This is a genomic window from Herbidospora galbida, assembly GCF_005233835.1.
Taxonomy (GTDB): domain Bacteria; phylum Actinomycetota; class Actinomycetes; order Streptosporangiales; family Streptosporangiaceae; genus Herbidospora; species Herbidospora galbida.
In genome coordinates this window covers 144,022-167,528 of record NZ_SZQA01000004.1, presented here as the reverse complement: position 1 = coordinate 167,528, position 23,507 = coordinate 144,022, and the positions used below count along the sequence as shown (strand labels likewise).

At 71.3% G+C, this 23,507-nt stretch carries 21 protein-coding genes; 12 read left to right on the top strand and 9 right to left on the bottom strand.

Annotated elements, in window-relative coordinates; genetic code table 11:
* Nucleotides 1–30: 30 nt before the first annotated feature.
* The 3 genes from FDA94_RS07080 to FDA94_RS07070 form a co-directional block, all read right to left on the bottom strand.
* The gene (locus FDA94_RS07080; RefSeq protein ID WP_137246212.1) at nt 31–972 is read right to left on the bottom strand and encodes a YbgA family protein; all 942 of its coding nucleotides are present in this window, start codon (nt 970–972) and stop codon (nt 31–33) included.
* Complete coding sequence (locus FDA94_RS07075) at nt 969–1,454, bottom strand: RNA polymerase sigma factor (RefSeq protein WP_137246211.1); 486 nt, start codon at nt 1,452–1,454, stop codon at nt 969–971. Before FDA94_RS07075 ends, FDA94_RS07080 begins: the two co-directional genes overlap by 4 nt.
* Before the next feature lie 85 nt (nt 1,455–1,539).
* On the bottom strand, nt 1,540–2,469 hold the full coding sequence (locus FDA94_RS07070; protein ID WP_137246210.1) for a MerR family transcriptional regulator: 930 nt from the start codon (nt 2,467–2,469) through the stop codon (nt 1,540–1,542).
* Nucleotides 2,470–2,535: 66 nt separating this feature from the next.
* Here FDA94_RS07070 and FDA94_RS07065 point away from each other — a divergent pair, with 66 nt between their 5' ends.
* From FDA94_RS07065 to FDA94_RS07050, 4 genes are all read left to right on the top strand, one after another.
* Nucleotides 2,536–3,807, top strand: a complete 1,272-nt coding sequence (locus FDA94_RS07065) for a cryptochrome/photolyase family protein (RefSeq protein ID WP_246059604.1) — start codon at nt 2,536–2,538, stop codon at nt 3,805–3,807.
* 71 nt (nt 3,808–3,878) lie between these two features.
* Nucleotides 3,879–5,027 carry an inorganic phosphate transporter gene (locus FDA94_RS07060; protein WP_137246209.1) on the top strand — a complete coding sequence of 383 codons (1,149 nt, stop codon included), beginning with the start codon at nt 3,879–3,881 and terminating at the stop codon, nt 5,025–5,027.
* Complete coding sequence (locus FDA94_RS07055; RefSeq protein ID WP_137246208.1) at nt 5,024–5,224, top strand: hypothetical protein; 201 nt, start codon at nt 5,024–5,026, stop codon at nt 5,222–5,224. The genes FDA94_RS07060 and FDA94_RS07055 overlap by 4 nt, the downstream gene beginning before the upstream one ends.
* Before the next feature lie 48 nt (nt 5,225–5,272).
* Entirely contained in the window at nt 5,273–5,812 is a 540-nt protein-coding gene (locus tag FDA94_RS07050; RefSeq protein WP_137246207.1) for an MOSC domain-containing protein, read from the top strand.
* Between the two features lie 11 nt (nt 5,813–5,823).
* On the opposite strand, the gene FDA94_RS07045 is transcribed toward FDA94_RS07050, so the two are convergent.
* The 4 genes from FDA94_RS07045 to FDA94_RS07030 all read right to left on the bottom strand — a co-directional run bounded on the left by FDA94_RS07045 (nt 5,824) and on the right by FDA94_RS07030 (nt 10,385).
* The gene (locus FDA94_RS07045) at nt 5,824–6,165 is read right to left on the bottom strand and encodes a hypothetical protein (RefSeq protein ID WP_137246206.1); all 342 of its coding nucleotides are present in this window, start codon (nt 6,163–6,165) and stop codon (nt 5,824–5,826) included.
* 11 nt (nt 6,166–6,176) lie between these two features.
* Nucleotides 6,177–6,854, bottom strand: a complete 678-nt coding sequence (locus FDA94_RS07040) for a uracil-DNA glycosylase (protein WP_062335744.1) — start codon at nt 6,852–6,854, stop codon at nt 6,177–6,179.
* An 11-nt stretch (nt 6,855–6,865) separates the two neighbouring features.
* A complete protein-coding gene (treS, locus tag FDA94_RS07035) occupies nt 6,866–8,572 on the bottom strand; it encodes a maltose alpha-D-glucosyltransferase (protein ID WP_137246205.1) in 1,707 nt (568 codons plus the stop codon).
* 154 nt (nt 8,573–8,726) lie between these two features.
* Entirely contained in the window at nt 8,727–10,385 is a 1,659-nt protein-coding gene (locus FDA94_RS07030; protein WP_137246204.1) for an asparagine synthetase B family protein, read from the bottom strand.
* Between the two features lie 144 nt (nt 10,386–10,529).
* Between FDA94_RS07030 and FDA94_RS07025 the strand changes: the two genes are divergently transcribed.
* Nucleotides 10,530–12,506 (top strand): hypothetical protein, encoded by a 1,977-nt coding sequence (locus FDA94_RS07025; protein ID WP_137246203.1) that lies wholly within the window; start codon nt 10,530–10,532, stop codon nt 12,504–12,506.
* On the opposite strand, the gene FDA94_RS07020 is transcribed toward FDA94_RS07025, so the two are convergent.
* The gene (locus tag FDA94_RS07020; RefSeq protein ID WP_137246202.1) at nt 12,456–13,280 is read right to left on the bottom strand and encodes a PP2C family protein-serine/threonine phosphatase; all 825 of its coding nucleotides are present in this window, start codon (nt 13,278–13,280) and stop codon (nt 12,456–12,458) included. The two genes, FDA94_RS07025 and FDA94_RS07020, sit on opposite strands and share 51 nt — an antisense overlap.
* Nucleotides 13,281–13,341: 61 nt before the next feature.
* Here FDA94_RS07020 and FDA94_RS07015 point away from each other — a divergent pair, with 61 nt between their 5' ends.
* The 5 genes from FDA94_RS07015 to FDA94_RS06995 all read left to right on the top strand — a co-directional run bounded on the left by FDA94_RS07015 (nt 13,342) and on the right by FDA94_RS06995 (nt 19,400).
* On the top strand, nt 13,342–15,060 hold the full coding sequence (locus FDA94_RS07015) for an HsdM family class I SAM-dependent methyltransferase (RefSeq protein ID WP_137246201.1): 1,719 nt from the start codon (nt 13,342–13,344) through the stop codon (nt 15,058–15,060).
* A 187-nt stretch (nt 15,061–15,247) separates the two neighbouring features.
* A complete protein-coding gene (locus FDA94_RS07010) occupies nt 15,248–16,135 on the top strand; it encodes a serine/threonine-protein kinase (protein WP_137246200.1) in 888 nt (295 codons plus the stop codon).
* Nucleotides 16,132–16,620 carry a hypothetical protein gene (locus tag FDA94_RS07005; RefSeq protein WP_137246199.1) on the top strand — a complete coding sequence of 163 codons (489 nt, stop codon included), beginning with the start codon at nt 16,132–16,134 and terminating at the stop codon, nt 16,618–16,620. The genes FDA94_RS07010 and FDA94_RS07005 overlap by 4 nt, the downstream gene beginning before the upstream one ends.
* Nucleotides 16,621–16,731: 111 nt before the next feature.
* Nucleotides 16,732–18,114 carry a diaminopimelate decarboxylase gene (gene lysA / locus FDA94_RS07000; RefSeq protein ID WP_137246198.1) on the top strand — a complete coding sequence of 461 codons (1,383 nt, stop codon included), beginning with the start codon at nt 16,732–16,734 and terminating at the stop codon, nt 18,112–18,114.
* The gene (locus FDA94_RS06995) at nt 18,111–19,400 is read left to right on the top strand and encodes a homoserine dehydrogenase (RefSeq protein ID WP_246059600.1); all 1,290 of its coding nucleotides are present in this window, start codon (nt 18,111–18,113) and stop codon (nt 19,398–19,400) included. Before lysA ends, FDA94_RS06995 begins: the two co-directional genes overlap by 4 nt.
* On the opposite strand, the gene FDA94_RS06990 is transcribed toward FDA94_RS06995, so the two are convergent.
* Nucleotides 19,369–20,481, bottom strand: a complete 1,113-nt coding sequence (locus FDA94_RS06990; RefSeq protein ID WP_246059598.1) for a phosphotransferase family protein — start codon at nt 20,479–20,481, stop codon at nt 19,369–19,371. The two genes, FDA94_RS06995 and FDA94_RS06990, sit on opposite strands and share 32 nt — an antisense overlap.
* A 118-nt stretch (nt 20,482–20,599) precedes the next feature.
* Here FDA94_RS06990 and FDA94_RS06985 point away from each other — a divergent pair, with 118 nt between their 5' ends.
* Nucleotides 20,600–21,943, top strand: a complete 1,344-nt coding sequence (locus FDA94_RS06985; protein WP_137246196.1) for a hypothetical protein — start codon at nt 20,600–20,602, stop codon at nt 21,941–21,943.
* Between the two features lie 9 nt (nt 21,944–21,952).
* Entirely contained in the window at nt 21,953–23,356 is a 1,404-nt protein-coding gene (locus FDA94_RS06980; protein WP_137246195.1) for a glycosyltransferase family 39 protein, read from the top strand.
* The last annotated feature ends 151 nt before the right edge of the window (nt 23,357–23,507 follow it).

Sequence of the window (23,507 nt, the reverse complement as noted above, 5' to 3'; positions counted from 1 at the left end):
GCATTCCCCGACAAAAGTAACGCTAGAGGTTCAATTAGGTACGTGGTTGCGGAGCCGCAGATCCGCCGGGAACGGCGCGAAGAAGGTCTGGTCGCGGACGTAGTCGGCGGCCTCGCCCTTGGCGTGGTGCAGCAGCAGCGTCATCGGCACGGTGATCGCCACCTGGTGCTCCTGGTAGGCCGCGATGACCTCGCGCAGGTCGGCCCGCCGGGCGTCGTCGAGCGCGTGGCCGACCATGCCCAGGCAGTGGTGCAGCGCGTTGACGTTGCGGCCGATCGAGGCCTTGCGCGCCAGGGTGCTCTGGAAGGCGACCGTGTAGTCGCGCTCCAATTCCTCGCGCGGGGCGCTGCCCGCCCGGGAGACCACCCGCCCGGCGACCCGGTAGCCCTCGGGGTCGTGGGCGAGCAGCTGCATCTTGTGGCAGGAGTGGAAGGCGACCAGGTCGCGCGGCTTCCAGTCGGACTCGAACAGCTCACGCAGCCGGGCGTGGGCGAAGATCCGCTCGACGAACTGCTCGCGGAGCACGGCGTCGTTGAGGCGGCCCTCGTCCTCCACGGGCAGCAGCGGGTAGGCGTCGATGATGCGCTGCGCGAAGACGCCCCTGGTCCGGCGGACGGGAGCGTCGTTCTCGTACACGGGGATGCCGTGGATGCCGCACGAGGGGCTCTTCGACTTGAAGACGTAACCGTCGACCTCAAGGGTGGCGATCCGGCGGCCGGCGACCTCGTGCATGGTCGCGGTCAGGTCGACGCGGCTCTTGCGCAGCATCAGCCGCTCGCCCTCCTCCGGGCCCGGCTCCAGGCGCAGCGTCTCGCGCGGGGTGCCCAGGCCCGCCTCGACCTCGGGGCAGAACGGCACCCAGTCGACGTGGTCGGTGAGGTCGCCGGCCAGGAAGCGGTCGCGGCTGTGCCCGCCGTTGAACCGGACCGGCTCCCCGAGGAGACAGCTCGACACGCCGACCCGGGGTCTCATGCGGCCTCGAGCACGGTGGAGAGCTTGTGCAGCGCCCGCGCGGTGCGGGCCTTGACGGTGCCCAGCGGCACGTCGAGGCGTTCGGCGATCTCGCGCTGCGTCAGGTCGCCGTAGTAGGCCAGCGTGATCGCCTCGCGCTGCACCTCGGGCAGGTGCCGCAGGGCGCGGCGCACCTGGTCGAGGTCGTCGAGCCGGCGGGCCGGGTCGACGTGGTCGCTCGGCTCGGGCACCCCGTCGAGCGGCACCGTCGCCGGGTGGCGGGCCCGCAGGTAGTCGATGGCCCGGTTGCGGGCGATGCCCAGCACCCACCCTTCGAGGCTGCGGCTCGGGTCGTAGCGCCGGCGCGAGCGCCAGACCTCGCCGAACACGACCTGGAGCACATCCTCGACGTCCTGCTTCGGGATGAAATGCCGGAGATAGCCGCGGACCAACGGCGCGTGGCTCCGGTAGCACTCCGTCACCGCGATCTCCTCGCCGTCCATGCGACCTCCCCGATTCGAGAACCTACTCAAAACCTATTCACACTCGGGCGTGAGGCGCAAGTGGTTCGACGGGAATATGCCCTGCTCAGCGCAGGACAGCGCAGATCGACGTGATGGCCTCGTCAAGAGATCGCAGGTGGACGACACCTGCGGGGAGATCACCCCACCCGGGCCCGCCCACGAAGAGGGCGGACGCGGGACGGAGCCGGGGCAGCCCGGCCAGCGGCGCCGGGTCGCCGGTGCCGGCCTGCTGGGACCACAGGAACACCGCCACCGGGGCGAGCCGCCGGATGGCGTCGGCGAGGGCGTCGTAGGGCATCCGGGCCCCCATGACCCGGCACTCCACGTCGTGCTCCACCGTCAGCGCGGCGGCCAGCGCGAACAGCGGGAGGCTGTGCTGCTCCTCCTCGGCGCAGGCCAGCAGGACCGGGCGTGGGTGGACCGGCGCGGCGGGACGCTCGACCAGCGGGGCGAGGGCGGCCAGCACCCGTTCGGAGAACAGGTGCTCCAGGTCGATCCCTGCGCCGGTGTCGTCCTGGCGGCGCGAGATCGCGGCGAAGACCGGGATGACGAGGTGGTCCCAGGTGCCGGCGACTCCCCGTTCGCGCAGCCAGTTCTCCAGTGCGGCCGTGACGAACCAGGAGTCGAGGGAGAGCGCGGCCCGCGCGACCTGGGTGACGGAGTAGACGGGCTCGTCCCAACCGGCGGGCGATCGGCCCGGCTCCGCGCGCGGATCCCGGGCGGCCGGGCGTCGTGCCGGAGTCGTGAGCCGCAGGATCTTGAGCGCCGTCTCCGCCGCCTCGGCCGCCGGCGCGCCCGCCCGCACCAGGCGGTGCATCTCCTCGATCCGGCGCACGTCGAGCTCGGTGTAGCGCCGGTGGCCGCCCGCCGTGCGCAGGCTGGGCCCCAGGCCGTAGCGCTGGTCCCACGTGCGCAGGGTGGGGGCGGGCAGGCCGAATCGCCGGGCTACCGCGCCTATGCCGTAGCTCGGGGCCGTCGGTTCCCGTTCCGGCACAGTCCCCTACCTCCTCACCCGTGCTTTCGAAGGTGGTCGACGATTGGATGCAACCGGTCACGTGGCGTGCACGAAAGCACGGTCGTGCCGGAAGTCATCATTGTCCTCTTCAACCGCGATCTGCGGATCACCGATCACCCCGCGCTGCACCAGGCGTGCCAGGACGCGCGGCAGGTGGTCCCGCTGTTCGTGATCGACCCGGCCATCCCCCCACGCGGCCGGGCCGGATTCCTCATCGAGTGCCTCGAAGACCTGCGCCGTTCCCTCCGGGAGAAGGGCGCCGACCTCGTGGTCAGGCGCGGCGACGTGGTCGAGGAGACGATGAGGGTCGCGGCGGAGACCGGCGCCACCGCGATCTACGCCAGCGGCGACGTCACCGCACGCGCCAGAAGGCGGGAGAGCCGGTTCGCGGGGGAGAACATCGACTTCCAGACCTTCCCCGGCGTCACGATCGTGCCGCCCGCGAAGCTCAAGCCCGCCACGGGCGACCACTACCGGGTCTTCACGCCCTTCTACCGCGCCTGGTCGGAGATCCGCTGGCGGCCGCTCGTGGAGACCCCCGAGACGATCTCCATGCCCGAGGTGCGGCCCGGCGACATCCCCACGGCCCGGCGCAAGCCCCACCTGCCCGGCGGCGAACACGAGGTGCGCCGCCGCCTCGACCTCTGGCTCCGCCACTGCCTGGGCGACTACGCCGCCGGCCACGACGACCTGGCCGGCGACCACACCTCCCGGCTCAGCCCCTACCTGCGGTTCGGCTGCGTCTCGCCGCTGGAGCTGGCCACCCGGTCGGGGGGCTCGGAGGAGTTCGTCCGCCAACTCTGCTGGCGCGACTTCTACGCCCAGGTCACCTTCGCCTTCCCGCGCATGAACCACGACGACTACCGGCCCGGCCGGGGTGAATGGCGCCACGACAAGGAGGTCGAGGACGCCTGGCGCGAGGGCATGACCGGCGTGCCCATCGTCGACGCCGGGATGCGCCAGCTCATCGCCGAAGGATGGATGCACAACCGGGCCCGCCTGATCGTCGCCTCGTTCCTGACCAAGACCCTGCGGATCGACTGGCGTGTGGGGGCCGATCACTTCGAGGAACTGCTGCTCGACGGAGACGTGGCCAACAACTACGGCAACTGGCAGTGGGTGGCCGGCACCGGCAACGACACCCGGCCCTACCGGATGCTCAACCCGGTCCGCCAAGCCAAGAAGTTCGACCAGGACGGCGAGTACATCCGCCGCTACGTGCCCGAGCTGGCGAACGTCCCGACGGCCACCCTGCACGAGCCGTGGCGGGCGCCCTCGCCGGTCCTCGGGTACACCTCACCGATCTGGCGAGGTTGACCCCAAATAAATATCGGGCATTGACCTATTCAGAGGCATAGATCGGGCATGGCACCCTAATCTCAGTGAATATGAACGGTGACCTGGTTCTCCTGATCGTGGTCGTCATCACGGCACTTTCGTTCGACTTCACCAACGGCTTCCACGACACGGCGAACGCGATGGCCACCTCGATCGCCACCGGAGCGTTGAAACCCAAGATCGCGGTGGCGCTCTCCGCAGTGCTGAACTTCGTCGGCGCGTTCCTGTCGCTGAAGGTGGCGGCCACGATCGCCAACGGCATCGTCGACAGCGGGGCGATCACGCTCACCGTCGTCTTCGCCGGCCTCGTCGGCGGCCTCGCCTGGAATCTGGTCACCTGGTACTACGGCATCCCGTCGAGCTCCTCGCACGCGCTGATCGGCGGCGTCGTCGGCGCCACCCTGCTCGCCTCGGGCATCAAGGCCGTCAAAGGAGAGGGACTGGTCTCCCACGTCATCGTCCCGGCCCTGCTCGCCCCGATCGCCGCCATCGTCGTCGCCACCGTCGGCACCTATCTCGTGTACGTCCTGACCCGGAAGGTCGGCGAGAGGACCCGGACCAAAGGCTTCAAGATCGGTCAGATCGGCTCGGCCTCGCTGGTGTCGCTCGCCCACGGCACCAACGACGCCCAGAAGACGATGGGCATCATCACCCTCGCCCTGATCGCCAACGGCACCATCACCCAGAACTCCGGCACCCCCTTCTGGGTGATCGTGTGCAGCGCCACCGCCATCGCCGCCGGCACCTACGTCGGCGGATGGCGGGTCATCCGCACCCTCGGCAAGGGCCTGACCGAGATCGAGACCCCGCAGGGCTTCGCGGCCGAGACGTCGTCGGCGACCGTCATCCTGACCTCCACCCACTTCGGCTTCCCGCTCTCCACCACGCAGGTGTGCACCGGCTCGGTGATCGGCGCCGGCCTCGGCAAGCGCCTGGCCGAAGTGCGCTGGGGCGTCGCGGCCCGCATGGGCGTCGCCTGGCTGATCACCCTCCCGGCGGCCGCCCTGGTCGGCGCCCTCGCCTTCGGCGCGGCCCAGCTCATCGGCGGCACGCTGGGCGTGATCGTGGTCTTCGTGGCGGCCGTGGTCTTCGCCGCCCTGCTCTACCTGGCGTCCAGGAAGACGGCCGTGCACGCCGGGAACGTCAACGACGAATGGGTCGGACGGGGTACGCCCACCCAGGTGAGGACACCGGTATGAGCTACATCGACGTCGACGCTCTGTGGCGGGTCATGGTGGCCTCGCTCATCGGCGGCGTCGGCATCGCGGCGCTGTTCTCGGTCGGCCTGATCGGCGTCTCCTCCGGCAGGGTGGTGGGCCGCGTCGCGGGCGGCGTCTGCTTCCTGCTCGTGGTCGCCGGCGTCCTGCTCGGCGTGTACGTCATGCTCGACAAGTAAGAGAATGGGACAATCATCCCGTAACGGTCTTCACGGGGAGGATTCCGGGTGGGTTCCATCGAAGCGGTCAGCAGATCGGCGCAGTACACCTTCAGCAAGCCCAACGAGGGCGTGATCAGGCTGATCGCCGGGCTCGGCGTCGAAGGCGACGCCCACTACGGCGAGAAGGTCCGCCACCGCAGCCGGGTGGCCCGCACCCCCGACGCCCCCAACCTGCGCCAGGTGCACCTCATCCACGCCGAACTCTTCGAGGAGCTCGCGGGCCGGGGCTTCACCGTGGCGCCCGGCCAGATCGGCGAGAACGTCACCACGCGGGGCGTCGACCTGCTCGGCCTGCCCACCGGCACGCTGCTGCACCTCGGCCCGGAGGCGGTCGTGGAGGTGACGGGGCTGCGCAACCCGTGCGTCCAGATCGACGGGTTCCAGCAGGGCCTGATGAAGGCGGTGCTCGACCGCGACGACGACGGCGGGATCGTGCGCAAGGCGGGGATCATGAGCGTCGTGGTGACGGGCGGCGAGATCCGCCCGGGAGACGAGATCAGGGTGACCCTGCCCGACGGGCCCCACCGGAAGCTGGAGCCCGTCTGACAGGTGGTGGCTCACACGTGGTCGTGATCGTGGTCGTGCTCGTCTTCTTCGTCTTCAAGGGAGCCGTCTGACGGCTCGACACCCAGCATCGCCTCACGCGGCTCGACCTCGTCGATGTGCTCGACGAGGCTGAGCACGTGATCGGGCTCGATCAGCCACTGCAGGGCGGCGGCGCCCGTCTCGTCCGCGTTCACCAGGTCGATCTGCTCCTGGCGCTCGGACTCCTCGAGGTCGGACTCCGGGCTGCGGATCTCCTTCAGCGCGGCGGCCTGAAGGGCGCCGACATCGGTGACTTCAACCACGAGATCCACCGTGAGACGGAGATAGCGTGCGGTATCCGTAACATCGCTCATGGTCGCAGATCCTAAGGGAGTTTCCAGTCGACAGGGGTCGCGCCCTGCCGCTCCAGCATCTCGTTGGCCTTGCTGAACGGCTTGGAGCCGAAGAAGCCGCTCCGGGCCGACAGCGGGCTCGGGTGGGCCGACTCGATGCACGGGACCTGGCCCAGCATCGGGCGCAGGTTGCGCGCGTCGCGGCCCCACAGGATCGCCACCAGCGGGCCGCCGCGCTCGACGAGCGCCTTGATGGCCTGTTCGGTGACCTCCTCCCAGCCCTTGCCCCGGTGGGAGGCCGGCTTGCCCGGCATCACCGTCAGGACGCGGTTGAGGAGCAGGACCCCGTTCTCGGTCCACGGGGTCAGGTCGCCGTTGGAGGGCTTGGGCAGGCCCAGGTCCTCCATCAGCTCGGTGTAGATGTTGCGGAGGCTTCCCGGGATCGGCCTGACGTCTTCGGCCACCGAGAAGCTGAGCCCGATGGGGTGCCCGGGGGTCGGGTAGGGGTCCTGACCCATGATGAGCACCCGCACGTCGGCGAAGGGCTGCTTGAAGGCCCGCAGGACGTTCTCGCCCGCGGGCAGGTACTGCCTGCCTTCCGCGATCTCATTCCGGAGGAAGTCGCCCATCTCGGCGATCTTGTCCGCGACCGGTTCGAGGGCCTTCGCCCACCCCGGTTCCACTAGCTCGTTTAAGGGACGGCCTGCCATGCCGCGAAAGCCTAGTCCTCCCGCTCGGTGAGCGAGAACCAGAAGAAGCCGTGGGAGGGCAGCGTCAGCAGGTAGGGCAGGTCGCCGATCACCGGGAACGGCACGCCGCCGCGGCATTCGACGGGGGTCATGCCCATGAACCGGCGCAGGTCGAGCTCGACCGGCTGCGGGTGGCGGGACATGTTGTTGACGCACAGCACCCGGTCGTTCCCGTCTTCGCGCAGGAAGGCCAGGATGGCGGGGTTGTGCGACCACAGCTCGATGTACTCGCCGGTGCCGAAGACGGGGTGCTCGCGGCGGATCTGGAGCATCCGGCGGGTGAAGTGGAGCAGCGAGCTGGGGTTCTTCAGCTGGGCCTCGACGTTGACGGCCTGGAATCCGTAGATCGGGTCCATGACCGTCGGCAGGTAGAGGCGGCCCGGGTCGGCCTTGGAGAAGCCGGCGTTGCGGTCGGGGCTCCACTGCATGGGGGTCCGGACGGCGTCGCGGTCCTCCAGCCAGATGTTGTCGCCCATGCCGATCTCGTCGCCGTAGTACATGACCGGGGAACCCGGCATCGACAGCAGCAGGGCGGTGAACAGCTCGATCTGGTCGCGGTCGTTCTCCAGCAGCGGAGCGAGGCGGCGCCGGATGCCGAGGTAGGCCCGCATGCGCGGGTCCTTGGCGTACTCGGCGTGCATGTAGTCGCGCTCCTCCTCGGTGACCGTCTCGAGGGTGAGCTCGTCGTGGTTGCGGAGGAAGATGCCCCACTGGGCCGTCTCGGGCAGCTTGGGGGTGCGCGACATGATCTCGGAGATCGGCTCGCGGGACTCGCGCCGTACGGCCATGAAGATGCGCGGCATGAGCGGGAAGTGGAAGGCCATGTGGCACTCGTCGCCGCCGACCGACGGGTCGCCGAAGTACTCGACGACGTCTTCGGGCCAGCCGTTGGCCTCGGCCAGGAGCACGCGGTCGGGGTAGAGGCGGTCGACCTCGGCGCGGACCCGCTTGAGGTAGGCGTGGGTCTCGGGCAGGCCGGAGCACTGGGTGCCCTCGCGCTCGAACAGGTAGGGGACCGCGTCGAGGCGGAAGCCGTCGACGCCGAGGTCGAGCCAGAAGCGCAGGACCTCCAGCATGGCCTCCTGCACGGCCGGGTTGTCGTAGTTGAGGTCGGGCTGGTGGTGGAAGAAGCGGTGCCAGTAGTACTGGCCGCGGACCGGGTCGTAGGTCCAGTTCGACTCTTCGGCGCCGACGAAGATGATCGGCACGCCCTCGTACGTCGTGGGGTCGTCGGTCCAGACGTAGAAGTCGCCGTAGGGGCCCGTGGGGTCGTGGCGGGAGGCCTGGAACCAGGGGTGGCGATCGCTGGTGTGGTTCATCACCAGGTCGGTGATGACGCGCAGGCCGCGCTCGTGGGCCGCCTCGATCATGGCCACGAAGTCGGACAGGTCGCCGAACTCCGGGAGGATCTTGAGGTAGTCGCTGATGTCGTAGCCGCCGTCGCGGAGCGGGGACTCGTACAGGGGAAGGAGCCAGAGGCAGTCGACGCCGAGCCATTGGAGGTAGTCGAGCTTGTCGACCAGACCGCGCAGGTCGCCGGTGCCGTCGCCGTTGGAGTCCTTGAAGCCGCGTACGAGGATCTCGTAGAAGACGGCCTTCTTGTACCAGGCGGGGTCCTGGACCTCAAACTCTTCGATCGGCTCTGACACGGGTTCAGGGCAGGGCGCAGCCGCAGTCATCAGACCTCGCTCCACGGAAAATGAAAATAGGGAATGTCCGCAGCTCAGCGCGGCCTTCCGGAGAAGGTACCACCCGGTAGCCCCTGACAAAGAACGGTTACGTAGCCCTTACTTCGGGCTTTCCGTCGGTTGTCGATCGACTACTCCCCGTGTTCTAACGAGAGCTCCACGGAGGGGTGAGATCTCCGAGGACCTCGTCGTAGTCGGTGAGCCAGGCGCCGAAGAGCGCCAGCCCGCGCAGCCAGAAGCGGGAGTTCCACGACCCGAACGCGGCCAGCGCGTCGGGGCCGCCCTCGACCACGTCGGCCATCTGGGGCGACAGCAGTCCGGGAACCCGGGCCACCCGGCGGAGCATGGCGTGGTTCCACTCGCGGGCCCAGACCGAGCCCGAGCGCAGCGGCACGCGGCGGTGCGGCAGGCCGCCGTTGGTCGACGGCAGCGATGCGACCCGGGGGTTGGCGGCCCACAGGATCTCCCGGTAGAACTTCCCGCCCTCCTTGCGGCCGACCGGGACCGACAGGGCGGCGTCGAAGAAGCCGGGGTGCAGGAACGGGAAGACCGGGGTGGCCTCGGGGCCGACGAGGTTGACGGGGGAGCGGGCGATGCCCCGGGCGGTGCGGGTGTGCAGCACGCTCAGGGCGAGTTCGCTGCGGTGGCCGTTCAGCATCGAGGTGGCCTGCGCGAACGTGGTCTCGACGACGTCGTCCATCCAGGCCAGCGCGCCCTCGCCGAGCACCGGGATGTGGGCGTCGCCGGTGGTCATCGACTTCAGCAGCGCCTGGCGGCGCTCCAGCGGGGTGGTGGCGGCCGCGGCGGCCGACATCAGGAAGTTCTTCATCAGCGGGCCGCCGGCCAGGCCGTCGACCACGGGACGGCCGCCCTCGTGGACCTCGCGGGCGAACGGCGAGTACCAGGCGTGGTGGCTGGTCAGGAACTCCAGCCTGCGGGCGGCCCACAGGGCCTCGGCCGGGAAGTCGGCCGCGTTCTGCTCGATGACCCGGTGGGGGATGCCGAGCTCGCGGGTGACCGCGATGGCGAAGTCGATGTCGTTGTCGAGGCCGTCGTCGGGGCTGGTCGTCCACGAGACGACGTCCTTGCCCTGCGCCACGGCCACGCTCGCCAGCAGCCGCGAGTCGTAGCCGCCGCTGACGGGCACCAGGACCTTCTCGTACGGCTTCAGCGACTCGTGCAGCAGGCTGACGATGTCGTGGGCGGTCACCCCGTGGTCGAACGGCTCCTCGCGCACCCAGCGGGGGGCCCGCTTGTCGACCGACAGCCGCCGCCGGTCGCGCGACCACGACAGGGCGGTCGCCCCGGGGAGGCGCTTGACCTCGGCGTAGGGGGTGTCTTCGAGCAGCGGGTACGTCAGCTTGAGGATCGCCGCCCAGGCGTTCCAGTTCACCACGTAGGGCTTGCGCGCCAGGGCGAGCAGCGGCTCGATCAGGCCCGAGAAGTAGACCGCGTCGCCGTCGGTCAGGTAGTAGACGTCGATCAGCCCGAACGCGCCGGTGTGCAGCGTGACCGACGACGGCTCGTCGATGAAGCCGGGCGCCTCGTAGTGCTCGGCCACGTGCAGCCAGTCGCCGCCCGCGATCGGGGTGCGGTCGCCCCACGAGAAGGCGGCCATGGTGGGCGAGGAGTCGTACATGGTGAGCGGGCCCGATGACAGCACGGCGGCGTCGCGGGTGACGTAGGCCGTCTCGACGTGGGGCCCCGACCGGGCGAGCAGGTCGAGCCGCTCCTGGGAGAACGGCCCGAAGGCGCCACAGACGTACGGCCTGGCCCGGAACGACGGCCACTCTCCCTTGCGCACCTCAGGTCCCTCCCCGATCGGTGGTGTGCGTCGAGTTTACGGACGTCAGGTGGACTCTTGGTGCCTTAATGACGGTTTCGATGCAGGTAGACCATGATCTGAGAATATGGTGACTGTCGCCGTTACCTGGAGGAGTGGGCGTTTATGAGTGAGCTGGAGAGCCTGCGGCGGGCGCTGGCACAGGCGGTCGAGAAGGCCGAGGGCGCCGCCGAACTGGCCCGTCTGCTCGCCGACTACCAGGCCCGCCTGGACGAGGCCGCCCGCACCGAGGCCGAGGCCCTCACGAGGGCCCGCGACGCCGAGACGGCCCGCAAGGCGGTCGAGAAACAGGCCGAACGCCAGCTCGCCCAGCTCGCCAAGCAACTGGCCGAGCAGAAGTACCAGACGGCCGTGGCCGAGTGGAAGCTCGCCAAGCTGCAGGGCAACCGCTGGATCAAGATAGGCGAGGCCGTCCAGGCCAAGAAGCCCGGCTCGGTCGCCCGCTCCCTGCGGGCCTCCGCCCCGAGCGCCAAAGCCCCCAAGCGCACCGACTTCCCGGTCGAGAAGCCCTCGATCCAGCCCGCGGCGGCCGAGACCAAGGCCCCGCCGGTCGACCCCGACCCCCGCGCGCCCCTGTTCTCCACCCCGCTCACCGAGTACTTCGCCGTGCCGAAGGGGCCGCTGACCCGGCCGTACATGACGGTCGCGGCGATCGTCGACCGGCGCACCGAGGCCCTGCTCCGGTACGAATGGCGTCAGGTCACCAACTTCGGCCCCGACAACTGGGCCAAGATGCTGGACACCTACCGGCCCTCGATGCTGTTCGTCGAGTCGCTGCACGCCGGGCCGCGCCAGGGCAACGGCGGGCGCTGGCTCGACTCGATGGCCGGGCAGGACCGGGCGCTGCGCGACCTGGTGGAGGCGTGCAAGAAGCGCGGGATCAAGACCGTCTTCTGGCACTCGGGCGGCTCGCTCGGCAAGGCCGTCCCGGTCGCCGAGCTGTTCGACCTGGTGCTGGCCACCACCGAGCAGCGGGCCCGCGAGTGGCGGGCGGCGCTGCGGCACGACCGCGTGCTGGTGCTGCCGCACAGCGTGCAGCCCCGGGTGCACAACACCTTCCGCGCCGAGGGCGGCCGGACCGGCGGCGTGGCCACGCTCGGCACCGCCGAGGGCGGCGACCCGCTGCCCGCCCAGGGCGACGACAAGACGAGCTACGACGACTTCCTGACCGCCGTGCGCAAGATCGAGGTGGTCGTCGCCGGGCCCGACGCGAGCGACCGCGAGATCGCCGAGATCGAGGCGTGCGGCACCCCGGTCGTCGCGACAGGCGCGGCCGAACTGGCCGCCGACCCGCAGGAGCGCGACCGCCGCGCCCACCTGGCCTGGCGGGCCACCGTCCCGGTCACCGCCCGCCTGGAGCCGGTGTTCTCCGCCGTCGGCCTGCCCGACGTGCGCAACACCCAGGTGGTGACGGCGCTGGTGGCCGTACGCGACCAGATGGAGCTCGACCAGGCGGTGACGCAGATCATTGGCCAGCGCCGGCGGCCCGACCAGATCGTCGTGGTGGCCGAGAACCTCGACGCCGGGGTGGTCGAGAAGACGGCTAGGCAGGCGATCGGCGCGCGCGAGGAGGGCTACAACAAGGGCGTGCTGCCCGAGCTGGTGGTCCGGTCGACGTCGACGTCGACGCGGGGGGCCGCGCTGGCCCACGCGCTGCTGCTGGCCGACGGCGACTACGTGGCCGTCGTCGACCCGCGCGACCTCTACGGCGAGCACTACCTGGCCGACTCGCTGCGCCGGTTCGCCGAGGTCGAGACCGAGATCGTCGGCAAGGCCGCGTTCTACGCCCACGCGGCCGGGGCGACCCTGCTGCGCCAGCCCGACGCCGAATACCGCTTCCTGCCCGAACTCGGCGGCGGCACCATCGTGTCCCGCCGGTCGGTGCTGGTCGACCTGGGCATCGCCGACCTCAGCGAGGAGTGGGACGAGACGCTGATGCGGCAGTGCCGTTCCGGCGGGATCCGGGTCTACTCGGGCGACCGCTTCTCCTACGTGTGCGTGCGCGCCCGCGCGGAGGGCCGCCTGTTCGGCTCAGCTCGTCTGGAGGGGTACGTCCCCGCCGGTCCCCTCGCCCTGATCTAGCTCTTGATCGGCCGACGCCGACCCGACCATGATGGGGTGACCGTCGCCGTGCCCGCCCGCCACGACGTCGGCCACGACACAGGTGATGTTGTCGGGGCCGCCGCCCCGGTTGGCCAGGTCGACGAGGGTCGTGACCAGCTGGTCGAGGTCGGCGACGGAGGTGAGCAACTCGTGCAGCGTCTCGGGCGAGACCACGCCCGCCAGGCCGTCGGAGCACAGCAGGTAGCGGTCGCCCGCGAAGGCGGCGCGGTGCGACACGTCCGGGCTCACGTTGCCGGTGCTCTCCAGCGCCCGCATCAGCATCGACCGGCGCGGGTGCTCGGCCGCCTGCTCGGGGGTCATCCGGCCGTCGTCGACGAGCGACTGCACCAGCGTGTGGTCGTGGGTGATCTGGTAGAGCACGCCGTCGCGCAGCATGTAGCCGCGCGAGTCGCCCACATGGGCCAGGGCGAAGCCGCTGCCGTCCCACAGCATCGCGGTCAGGGTGGTGCCCATGCCGTTGAGCGCCGGGTTGGCGTCGGCCATGCCCTTCAGGGTCTGCGCCGCCTGCTGGATGGCGCCTTCGAGCGCGACCACGGGGTCGCCTTCCAGGTGCGCGCCGGACAGCACGCGGATCGCGGTCGCGCTGGCCACCTGGCCGTAGTTGTGGCCGCCCATGCCGTCGGCGACGACGAGCAGGCGGGGGCTGGCGTAGGCCGCGTCCTCGTTCTCCGGGCGGCGCTGGCCGACGTCGGATCGGGCGGCGTACCGGAGGCCCAGCGTGCTGTGGTTCATGTCCACAGTAAAACATTGGTTGAAGCACTTCACAAGTGGACGCTTCGTGTAGAGTAACCACGTGACTTACGTGAACGCCGGTGACATCGCCCGCCTCGCCGACGTCGGCCGGGCCGCGGTGTCCAACTGGCGTCGCCGTCACGACGACTTCCCCCAGCCGGTCGGCGGCACCGCCGCCAGCCCGCTGTTCTCGCTGACCGAGGTCGAAGAATGGCTGCGCCGCAACGGCAAGCCGTTCTCGCTGTCGGCCGCCGATCTGGCCTGGCAGCGCCTCCGGGCCAGCGGCGATGACCTGAGGCTAGGGGAGCTGGTGGCGGCCGCGGGCGATTTCCTCGAAGGGCGTCCCTCGGCGTTGCCCCGCGAGGTCACCCAGCTGGTCGCCGGGCTGGCCGAGGAGCGCGGGCGGCTGGAGGCCTTCGAGTTCCTCTGCGAGCGCTACGTCGAGGCCCACTCGCGCCAGCTCGCGATCACCCCGCCCGACCTGGCCGACCTCATGGTGCGCCTGTCTGGCGGCGGGGTGCTGCTCGACCCCGCCTGCGGCCTGGGCACCCTGCTGCTCACCGCCAAGGCCGCGCGCGGGCAGGACGTCTCGGGGTCGGCGGCCCGCATCGCCGCCACCCGGCTGCGGATGCGCGGGATCGCCGCCACCGTCCTGACCGGCGACTCGCTGCGCGCCGACGGCCTGCCCGGCGGCGCCGACGCGGTCGTCTGCGACCCGCCCTTCAACGAACGCACCTGGGGCTACGAGGAGCTCACCGCCGACCCGCGCTGGGAGTTCGGCCTGCCGCCGCGCGGCGAGTCGGAACTGGCCTGGGTGCAGCACTGCCTGTCGCGGGTCCGTCCCGGCGGCACCGTCACCGTCCTGATGCCCCCGGCCGCCGCCGCGCGCCGTCCGGGCCGCCGCATCCGGTCGAACCTGCTCCGCGCGGGCGCCCTGCGGGCCGTGATCGCGGCCGGGACCAGCGACGTCTGGCTGCTGCGCCGCCCCGAGCCCGGTGAGCGCGCGCCGTCGCGGGTGCTGCTTTTTGACGCCGCCGGCGACCTCGGCTCGGTCGAACCGGCCTGGCGCGAGTTCCAGCGGACCGGCCGGGGCGGCACGAGCGTCCTCGACCTGCTCGACGACGAGGTCGACGTCAGCCCGCTGCGCTTCGGCGCCACCGCCGGGCCGCCCGACTACGCGGGCGCCCGCGCCCGCTTCACCGCCGCCCTCGACGGCCTGACCGGCACGCTGCCCGCCCTCGCCCCGGTCGACCCGCCCCGTGAGCCGCCCATGACGACCATCGCCGAGCTGGCGCGGGGCGGTTCGGTGGCGATCCACCACTCCGCGGCCCGCCTCGGATCGGGCGACCAGCCCGTGCTGACCGCCGACGACCTCGTCGCCGGCGGCCCCCCGACCGGCTGGACCGAGCCCGGCGCCGGCCTGGTCATGATCGAGCCAGGCGACGTGGTCGCCACCCCGACCGGCGCGGTCCGCGTCGTCGAGGAGTCCGGCTGGGCCCTGGGGCCCCAGCTCACCCTCTACCGCGTCGACCCCGCCCGGCTGGACGCCGACTTCCTGGCCGGCTTCCTGCGTGCGGGTTCGAGCCTGTCCCGCGGCGCCAGCCGCCTCGACGCCCGCCGCACCAAGGTCCCCCGGCTGCCCCTGGCCGAGCAGCGCGAATACGGCCGCTCCTTCCGCCGCCTCGCCGACCTCGACACCGCCCTCCACGAGGCCGGGAGAAGAGGCCAGGAACTGATCCGCCTCGCGCTCGACGGTCTGGCGGCCGGACATCTGCAATGAAACGGGTGCGGCATGGGGGCGAGCGGGACATTCACGTCTCGACGAGCGCCGCGTGGAAGACGGGTCGAGCGGCCGGACATCTGCAATGAAACGGGTGCGGCATGGGGGCGAGCGGGACATTCACGTCTCAACGAGCGCCGCGTGGAAGACGGGTCGAGCGGCCGGACATCTGCAATAAAGTTGCCGCATGGTCATCGGTGACCGCTATGAACTGGACGACCTCCCGCTCGGCCAGGGCGGGATGGGCGCCGTCTACGGCGGCCACGACAGACATCTCGACCGCAAGGTGGCGGTCAAGTTCCTCCGGCCCCCCGGCGGCCCCGATCGGGAGCTGGAACGCCGGTTCATCCGCGAGGCCCGCATCCTGGCCCGGCTCGACCACCCGGGCGCCCCGGTCCTCTACGACTTCGGCACCCACGAGCAGCGGCTCTTCCAGGTGATGCAGTTCATCGAGGGCGTCACCGTGGCCGACGTGGTCAGCGAGCACGGGCCGCTGCCCGTGCCGTGGGCCGCCGCGATCGCCGCGCAGGCCTGCGCCGTGCTGTCGGCCGCCCACGCGCTGTCGATCTGCCACCGCGACCTCAAGCCGACCAACCTGATGCTGTGCCCCGACGGCACGGTCAAGGTCCTCGACTTCGGCCTGGCCATCCTGCGCGAGGCCGACGCCGGCCAGTTCACCCGGACCGGCCAGATCCTCGGCACCCCCGCCTACATGGCCCCCGAGCAGATCAAGCGCGGCGTGGCCGACCCGCGCAGCGACCTCTACGCCCTCGGCTGCGTGCTGCACGAGATGCTCACCGGCCGCCAGCTCTTCACCGGGCCCACCGACTACGCCGTCTACGAACGCCAGGTCAAGGAGCGCCCGCCGAGGGTCCGCGACATCCCGGCCGGGCTGGCCGACCTGGTCGGGGCGCTGCTGGAGAAGTCGCCCGACCAGCGCCCGCCGACCGCCGACGCCCTCTACACCGAACTCCAGCGCTTCGCCGTCGACCTCCCGGCCCTGCCGGGCTTCCTGACGGCCGTGGTGGCGCCGACCCGGATGTACGCCCGCGTGGTCGGCCGGATCCCCGGATGATCCCGGTCGGCGACTGGGCGAGCGAGGCGACCTACCTCGTCCGGGGCGAGCTGGTCATCGGAGAGTATCCCTGGGACCAACTCGCCAAGGTTCCGGAAAATCTGGCCGCCGAGACCTGGCCCGACTTCCCCCGCACCTGGGCCAACCCCGGCTTCGTGGTCCGCTACGCGCATGCCCGCGCCCGCTGGGCCCGCCGGTGGGCGGGGGCCGCCGACCCCGAGTGGGAGTCGCTGCCCGCCGAGTGGAGGGGCGTGGTGCGGCTGCTCGCGGAACTGCCCAGTCGTGGGCGGAGCCGTAAAGGAAAGTGGAAGACCTTCGCCGAGCACCTCGCCGCGCGCTATCACGACGCGTTCGAGGCCGCGAACCCCCTGCCAAGGGGGGACGCGGATTTCACGGGCGCGTCGGCGGCGCGGGTGGCGACCGGCGACGCGGTCGCCGCCGTGCTCGCGGCGATCAGCGCGGAGCGGCTGCCGGAAAGGATCTAGGAGATCTTCCGGGCGAGATGGTCTCTCGCGACCGAATTTCCACTTTTCGTCACGTCTCGCTACGTGAGCACCTGTCTCGGGAGACACCCCGAGTCGGATAGCCTGCTTCGGGTGAGTCGATTCGCCCATCCCGCCGGTGACCGGCATGCCGAGGTGCTCCCGGAGGACCGTCCTCCCCATGCGCCCGCCGACCTGAACTCCATCGATCCGGCCATCTGGCCGCGAACGTCCGAGCGGATCGCGGGATCGCTCACGATCGGCGGGCTCGACGTCCGTGACCTGGCCAAAGAGTTCGGAACGCCGCTCTACGTCCTCGACGAGCACGACTTCCGGGCCCACGCCATCGACTTCCGGCAGGCCTTCCACGACGGCGACGTCCACTACGCGGGCAAGGCGTTCCTGTGCCGCGAGGTCGCCCGGTGGATCATGCAGGAGGGCCTCGGCCTCGACGTGTGCAGCGCCGGCGAGCTCGCCGTCGCGCTGAGTGTCGGCTTTCCGCCCGACCGGATCACCATGCACGGCAACAACAAGTCGATCGCCGAGCTCGAGAAGGCCGTCACGGTCGGGGTCGGCCACGTCGTCGTCGACTCCTTCGAGGAGATCGCCCGCCTCGGCTACCTGGCCGAGAAGCACGGCGCGCGGCCCAAGGTGCTGATCCGCGTCACGGTCGGCGTCGAGGCCCACACCCACGAGTTCATCGCCACCGCCCACGACGACCAGAAGTTCGGCCTGTCGCTGAGCAGCGGCGCCGCCGCCGAGGCGGCCCGCCGCATCCTCGCGATGCCGTCGCTGGAGCTCGTCGGCCTCCACAGCCACATCGGCTCCCAGATCACCGACACCGCCGGATTCGAGGTCGCCGCCCGACGGCTGGCCACCCTGCTGGTGCAGATCCGCGACGAGCACGGCGTCGTGCTGCCCGAGCTCGACCTCGGCGGCGGCTACGGCATCCCCTACGTCGACGGCGACGAGTCGCCCGACATGAAGGTCATCGCCGACGCGCTGCGCGAGATCGTCACCACCGTCTGCCAGAGCAAGGGCCTGCCGGTCCCGCGCCTCACCGTCGAGCCCGGCCGCTCGATCGTCGGCACCGCCGGGGTGACGCTCTACGAGGTCGGCACGGTCAAGGACGTCGAAGGTCTGCGCACCTACGTCTCGGTCGACGGCGGCATGAGCGACAACGTCCGCACCGCCCTCTACGGCGCCGACTACACCGCCCGCCTGGCCTCCCGCGAGAGCACCGCAGCGCCGATGCTGTCGCGGCTGGTCGGCAAGCACTGCGAGAGCGGCGACATCGTGGTCCGCGACCTCTACCTGCCCGCCGACCTGGTGCCCGGCGACCTGATCGCGGTGGCCGCCACCGGCGCCTACTGCCGGTCGCTGGCCAGCAACTACAACTACCTGCCCAAGCCCGCGGTCGTGGCGGTCGCCGGCGGCAAGGCACGAGTCATCGTGGCGCGCGAGACCGAAGAAGATTTGCTCAGGGGGCAGCTGTGAGTAAACCCGTCAAAGTGGCGCTCCTGGGCTGCGGTGTCGTCGGCTCCCAGGTCGCCCGCCTGCTTCACGAGCAGGCCGACGACCTGGCCGCCCGGGTGGGCGCCCCGCTGGAGCTCGCCGGGGTGGCCGTCCGCAAGATGAGCCGCAAGCGCGACGTCGACCTCGACCCCGCGCTGCTCACCACCGACGCCCACGCCCTGGTCACCCGCCCCGACGTCGACATCGTCGTCGAGGTGATCGGCGGCATCGAGCCCGCCCGCGCGCTGATCCTGGCCGCCATGGCCGAGGGCAAGTCGATCGTCTCGGCCAACAAGGCCCTGCTCGCCGAAGACGGCGCGACCCTCCACGCCGCCAACCGGGCCGACCTCTACTTCGAGGCCGCCGTCGCCGGGGCGATCCCGCTGATCCGCCCGCTACGCGAGTCGCTGGCCGGCGACCGGGTCCACCGGGTGCTCGGCATCGTCAACGGCACGACCAACTACATCCTCGACAAGATGGACTCCACCGGCGCCTCGTTCACCGACGCGCTGGAGGAGGCCCAGTCGCTCGGCTACGCCGAGGCCGACCCGACCGCCGACATCGAGGGCTTCGACGCCGCCGCCAAGGCCGCGATCCTGGCCGGGATCGCCTTCCACAGCCGGGTCACCGCCGCCGACGTCCACCGCGAGGGCATCACCGAGGTCTCCGCCTCCGACGTCGCCTCGGCCAAGGCCATGGGCTACGTCATCAAGCTGCTGGCCATCTGCGCCCGCTCCGACGACGGCCGGTCGATCGGCGTCCGGGTGCACCCCGCGATGATCCCGCGCACCCACCCGCTGGCCGGGGTCCGCGAGGCCTACAACGCCGTGTTCGTCGAGGCCGAGTCGGCGGGCCGCCTCATGTTCTACGGCGCCGGCGCCGGTGGCGCCCCCACCGCCTCCGCCGTCCTGGGCGACATCGTCGCGGTCGCGCGCAACCGCATCGCCGGCACCCGCGGTCCGTCCGAGTCCGTGTACGCCGATCTGTCGGTCCACCCCATGGGCGAGACGGTGACGCGCTACCACGTGTCGCTCGACGTGGCCGACAAGCCCGGCGTGCTCGCGACCGTGGCCGAGATGTTCTCCCGCCACGACGTGTCGATCCAGACCGTCCGCCAGGAGGGCCGGGGCGACGACGCCCAGCTCGTCCTGGTCACCCACCGGGCCTCCGACGCGGCGCTGTCGTCGACGGTCGAGGGCCTGCGCGAGCTCGACATCGTGCGCGCGGTGGCCAGCGTCATGCGCGTCGAAGGCGACGAAGCGCCTTAACGGCCTCACCCAGCGCGTCTTCGGGGTCGCCGGCGTGATAGCGGCGTTCGGAGGGCTCGATGCCGTCCAGGAACTCCTGGTACCGCACGGCCTGCCCGAGCGCCGCCAACGGCGCGGCGACCTCCAGCGCCCTGCGCGGGTCGGCCCCCGGCAGGGACCAGGCTTCGACCCACGCCTCGGCGTCGCCGGTCCACTCCCGCAGCCGCAGCCCGTCGGCGGCCGGATGCCCGACGTGCGCGTCGGCGAAGTCGAGAACCACGGCCGCCCCGCCGGGGACCGCCCGCCAGTTGCCGGGGTGGAAGTCCCCGTGAACCAGCGTGTACGGAATCCCGCAGGCCGCCAGCTCCTCTTCCAGGGCGGGAACCTCGGCCAGCAGCTCGTCCGACCCGGGGATCCGGGGGAGCCGGCGGGTGGCGGCGAGAACGCTCCGCCGATCGATCAGCCCGGGCGGGAGACCACGCTCTTCGCCGATCGCCTCGTGCGGGGCAGGCCTGTCGTCGATGCCCTGGAGCCCGAGGCTTAGCCGCTGCTGTGCCCGAGCGAAACGCCGGACCGTTTCCGGCACCAGATCCGGGCCCGCCTTCCAGCAGTCCTCGCCTGGGATGTGCTCCAGCAGCATCCGGCCGCGAGCGGGATCGGCCGCCAGCACCTTCGGGACCAGCGTCGGATCCACCTCCGCCAGCGCGGCGATGATCGACGCCTCGGGGGCGGCGAACGGGGGAGTGGTCTTCAGCCAGGCGTTCCCGCCCGGCAGGTGGAAGAGCCCGGCCAGGTTCCACGTCTTGACCTGGCGGATCTCGCTCGGCCCGGTGATGGCCAGCGCCCAGTCGAGGGCCGCGCGCAGTCCTTCGCGGGTCGCCCAAGAGGCACGAAGCGGTTCTTCGTCCCCGAGGTGAATCGGCACGTTGGCCGGAAGACCGGCCGGCTGTTCCAAGGCTTCCGCATGGTAGGTCACGTGGCCGTCGCGCATGAGGGCGCCGCCATCGACGTCGAGCAGGCGCAGGACCACAACAGGCACCCCGAGCAGCCCGGAGAGCCAGGTCACCACGGGGGCGACGTCGTTCCACCATGGGGAGGGCATCTCTACGGGGCCGAATCGGCCATGGAAAGTATCGCCGCAGGTCACCACGGCGCTCACCTGACGCATCCGGACAGTTTGCCATTTGCGCAGCTTGCGGCGCTTACGCCAAGGTAAGACGATGCTTGCCCGTCCCGTCCCCCTGCTCGGCCTGGTCGCGCTGGGATATCTCGCGCTGCAGGCCCTGCTGGTCCCGGCGGACATGACGCTCGAATGGGACGAGGTCGTCTACACGAGCCAGGTCGCACCAGGGGTGCCCGACGCCATGTTCTCGGCCCCCCGCGCGAGGGGCGTGACCTGGCTGGTGGCGCCGATCGTGCAGGTCACCACCGATCCGGTGGCGATCCGCTGGTGGATGATGATCCTCGCGGCCGGGGGACTGTTCCTGGCGTTCCTGCCGTGGACGAGGCTGCTCAAGCCGACCGCGCTCGTGCTGGCCGCCGGGCTGTTCGCCACGCTCTGGGTGGCCCTCTGGTACGGCCCGCAGGTCATGCCCAACCTCTACGTCGCCTTCGGCGCGGTGCTGGCGATCGGGTCGCTGCTGGTCGTCAGGGAGTCGCCGTCCGGGTGGGCCTATGCGGGCCTGGCGGCCGGGTTCGCCTCGGTGGCGATGCTGCGGCCGAGCGACGTCCTGTGGCTGGGGGTGGTCGCCGGGCCGGCCGCGCTGCTCTGGCGGAGGTGGGCCGCCGCCGCGACCATCCTCGTCGCGGCCGTGGTGGGGTCGGTGCCGTGGGTGGTGGAGGCGTACACGAGCTTCGGGTCGCTGCTCCAGCGGTGGGCGGCGGCGGGGGAGGTGCAGGGCGGGATCGCGCCCGCGCCCGGGTTCTGGTACGAGTTCAAGGCCGCCAACGGGCCCGCCTTCTGCCGCCCGTGCGACATCCCGCTGGAGAGGCCCTACCTGCTGATCTGGTGGCTCGCTCTCCCGGCGCTGGCGCTGGTGTCGGCCCGGCGGCATCCCGTCCCGCTGCTGGCGGGGCTGGCGATGGCCGCGCCCTATCTGTTCCTGGTCGACTACGCCGCCCCCCGGTTCCTGCTCCCGGCCTACGCCCTGCTGATGATCCCGGCCGCCGCGACGATGTCGCGGTTCCGGCCGCCGTTCGCGGTCCTGCTGGCCGCCTATCTGGTCGTCCAGTTCACGGCGTTCCAGGGGGTGAAGGGGCAGGACTATCCGCTCCGGCAGTTCCAGGCCGCGTTCGTGCAGAAGATGATCGACGCCGGGGTCACGCGGCCGTGCACCCTCGTGGGGACCTCCGTCAACCCGGCCCACCAGTTCCTGACCGGGTGTGACGTCCGGATCGTGCGGCGCGGGGAGTCGGTCGCCGAGGCGGCTCAAGGGCTTCCCGGCGTCGTCGCCACCCTCAGCCAGAAGACGCCGCCGAAGGGCGCCGAAGAGTGGGACCGGCACGTCCTGGCCAGTAGCAACGGCAAACCGACCTGGATCACCATGATCCGCCCGAACCCCTAAGATGCTGCGATGAACCGGACCGACGTCGCGATACCCCTCTCGGCGGGCGCCGTCGGTACGGCGGCGATGGTCGTGGGCATCTCCACGCCCTCGCTGTGGAACGACGAACTGGCCACCTACAGCGCGATCACCCGGTCGCTCGGCGGCCTGTGGCAGCTCGCCCAGAACATCGACGCCCACTTCCTGCCCTACTACACGGTCATGCACTTCTGGGCCGAGTTCGGCGACGACCTGTGGTGGCTGCGGCTGCCGACCGCCCTCGCCGTCGGGGTGACCGCCGGGCTGCTGGCCGACCTGGGCCGCCGCTTGTGCTCCCGGACGGCCGGGATCTGGGCCGCGGTCGCGTTCCTGCTGCTGCCGTTCACCTCCTACCACGGGCAGAACGCCCGCCCCTACGCCTTCGCCGCCCTGGCGGCCGTGCTCTCCTTCTGGGCCCTGCACCGGGCGATCGGCCAGACCGGGCGGCGGCCGTGGGTGGCGTACACGCTGAGCGTGCTCTTTCTCGGCTGCACCCACCTGATGGCGGTGCTCGTGCTTCCGGCGCAGCTGCTGGTGGCCTGGCGCAGCGGGGATCTGCGCAGGTTCCTGATCCCCGCCGCGATCGGCCTGGTGCCGTGGGCGGGCCTGGTCGTGCTGGGCGCGCTCCAGAGCGAGGCGGTGGGCTGGATCGAGCGGCCCGACTGGAAGACCGTCACGAGCCTGCCCGGCGCGCTGACGGGGTCGGGCGGGCTGGCGCTGCTGCTGATCGGCGCGGCCGTGGCCGGGTCGGGCACGCCGCTCAAGCCGTGGCTGAGCGGGCTCTGGACGTGGCTGCTGCTGCCCCCGCTGCTGCTGTTCGCCGTCTCGTGGGTGACCATCCCCCTGTACGTCGACCGCTACTTCTTCGCCGCCGCGCCCGCCCTGGCCCTGCTGGCCGGGCTCGCCCTGGCGCGGGTCCGGCCGCCCGCCGCGCTGGCGCTGCTGCTCGTGGGCGGGATCGTCGCGCTGCCCGACCTCGCCCTCAACCGCGCGCAGGACGGCCGCCGCGAGGACTACCCGTTCGTCGTCGAGACCATCGAACGCGCCTATCAGCCGGGCGACGTGCTGATCTACGGCTCCGCCCCACAGCGTGAAGGCATCCTCTACTACCGCCGCACGACCGACGGCTTCCCGTCCGACGTGCTGCGGCGCGGCACCAGCCGAGTCCCCGGCACCTTCGGCTTCGTCGAACGCGGCGACCTCAACCACGTGCTGAGCCAGGCCACGCGGGTGTGGGCGGTCTGGCGCGGCAACCCCGCCCTGGGCGTCGAGGACCTCGGCCGGGTGGCCCCGGCCAAGCTCAGGTCGCTCCGGGTGCTCGGCTTCGAACCGCTCCGGACGTGGGAACCGGACCGGTCCCCGGGCCTCGTTCTGGTGCTGTTCGGCCGCAAGTGATCCATGTGTACCGATTGGGTCTAGCAGCCGGTTTCCGGGGCAATAGCCGCTAGCCTGGTCACCTTCCCCCACCACACTTGAAGACGGGAGTCGGTCATGCGGTCTTCGCTCCGGTTAGGAGCAGTGGGCGTCCTGTTGGGAACGCTCCTTC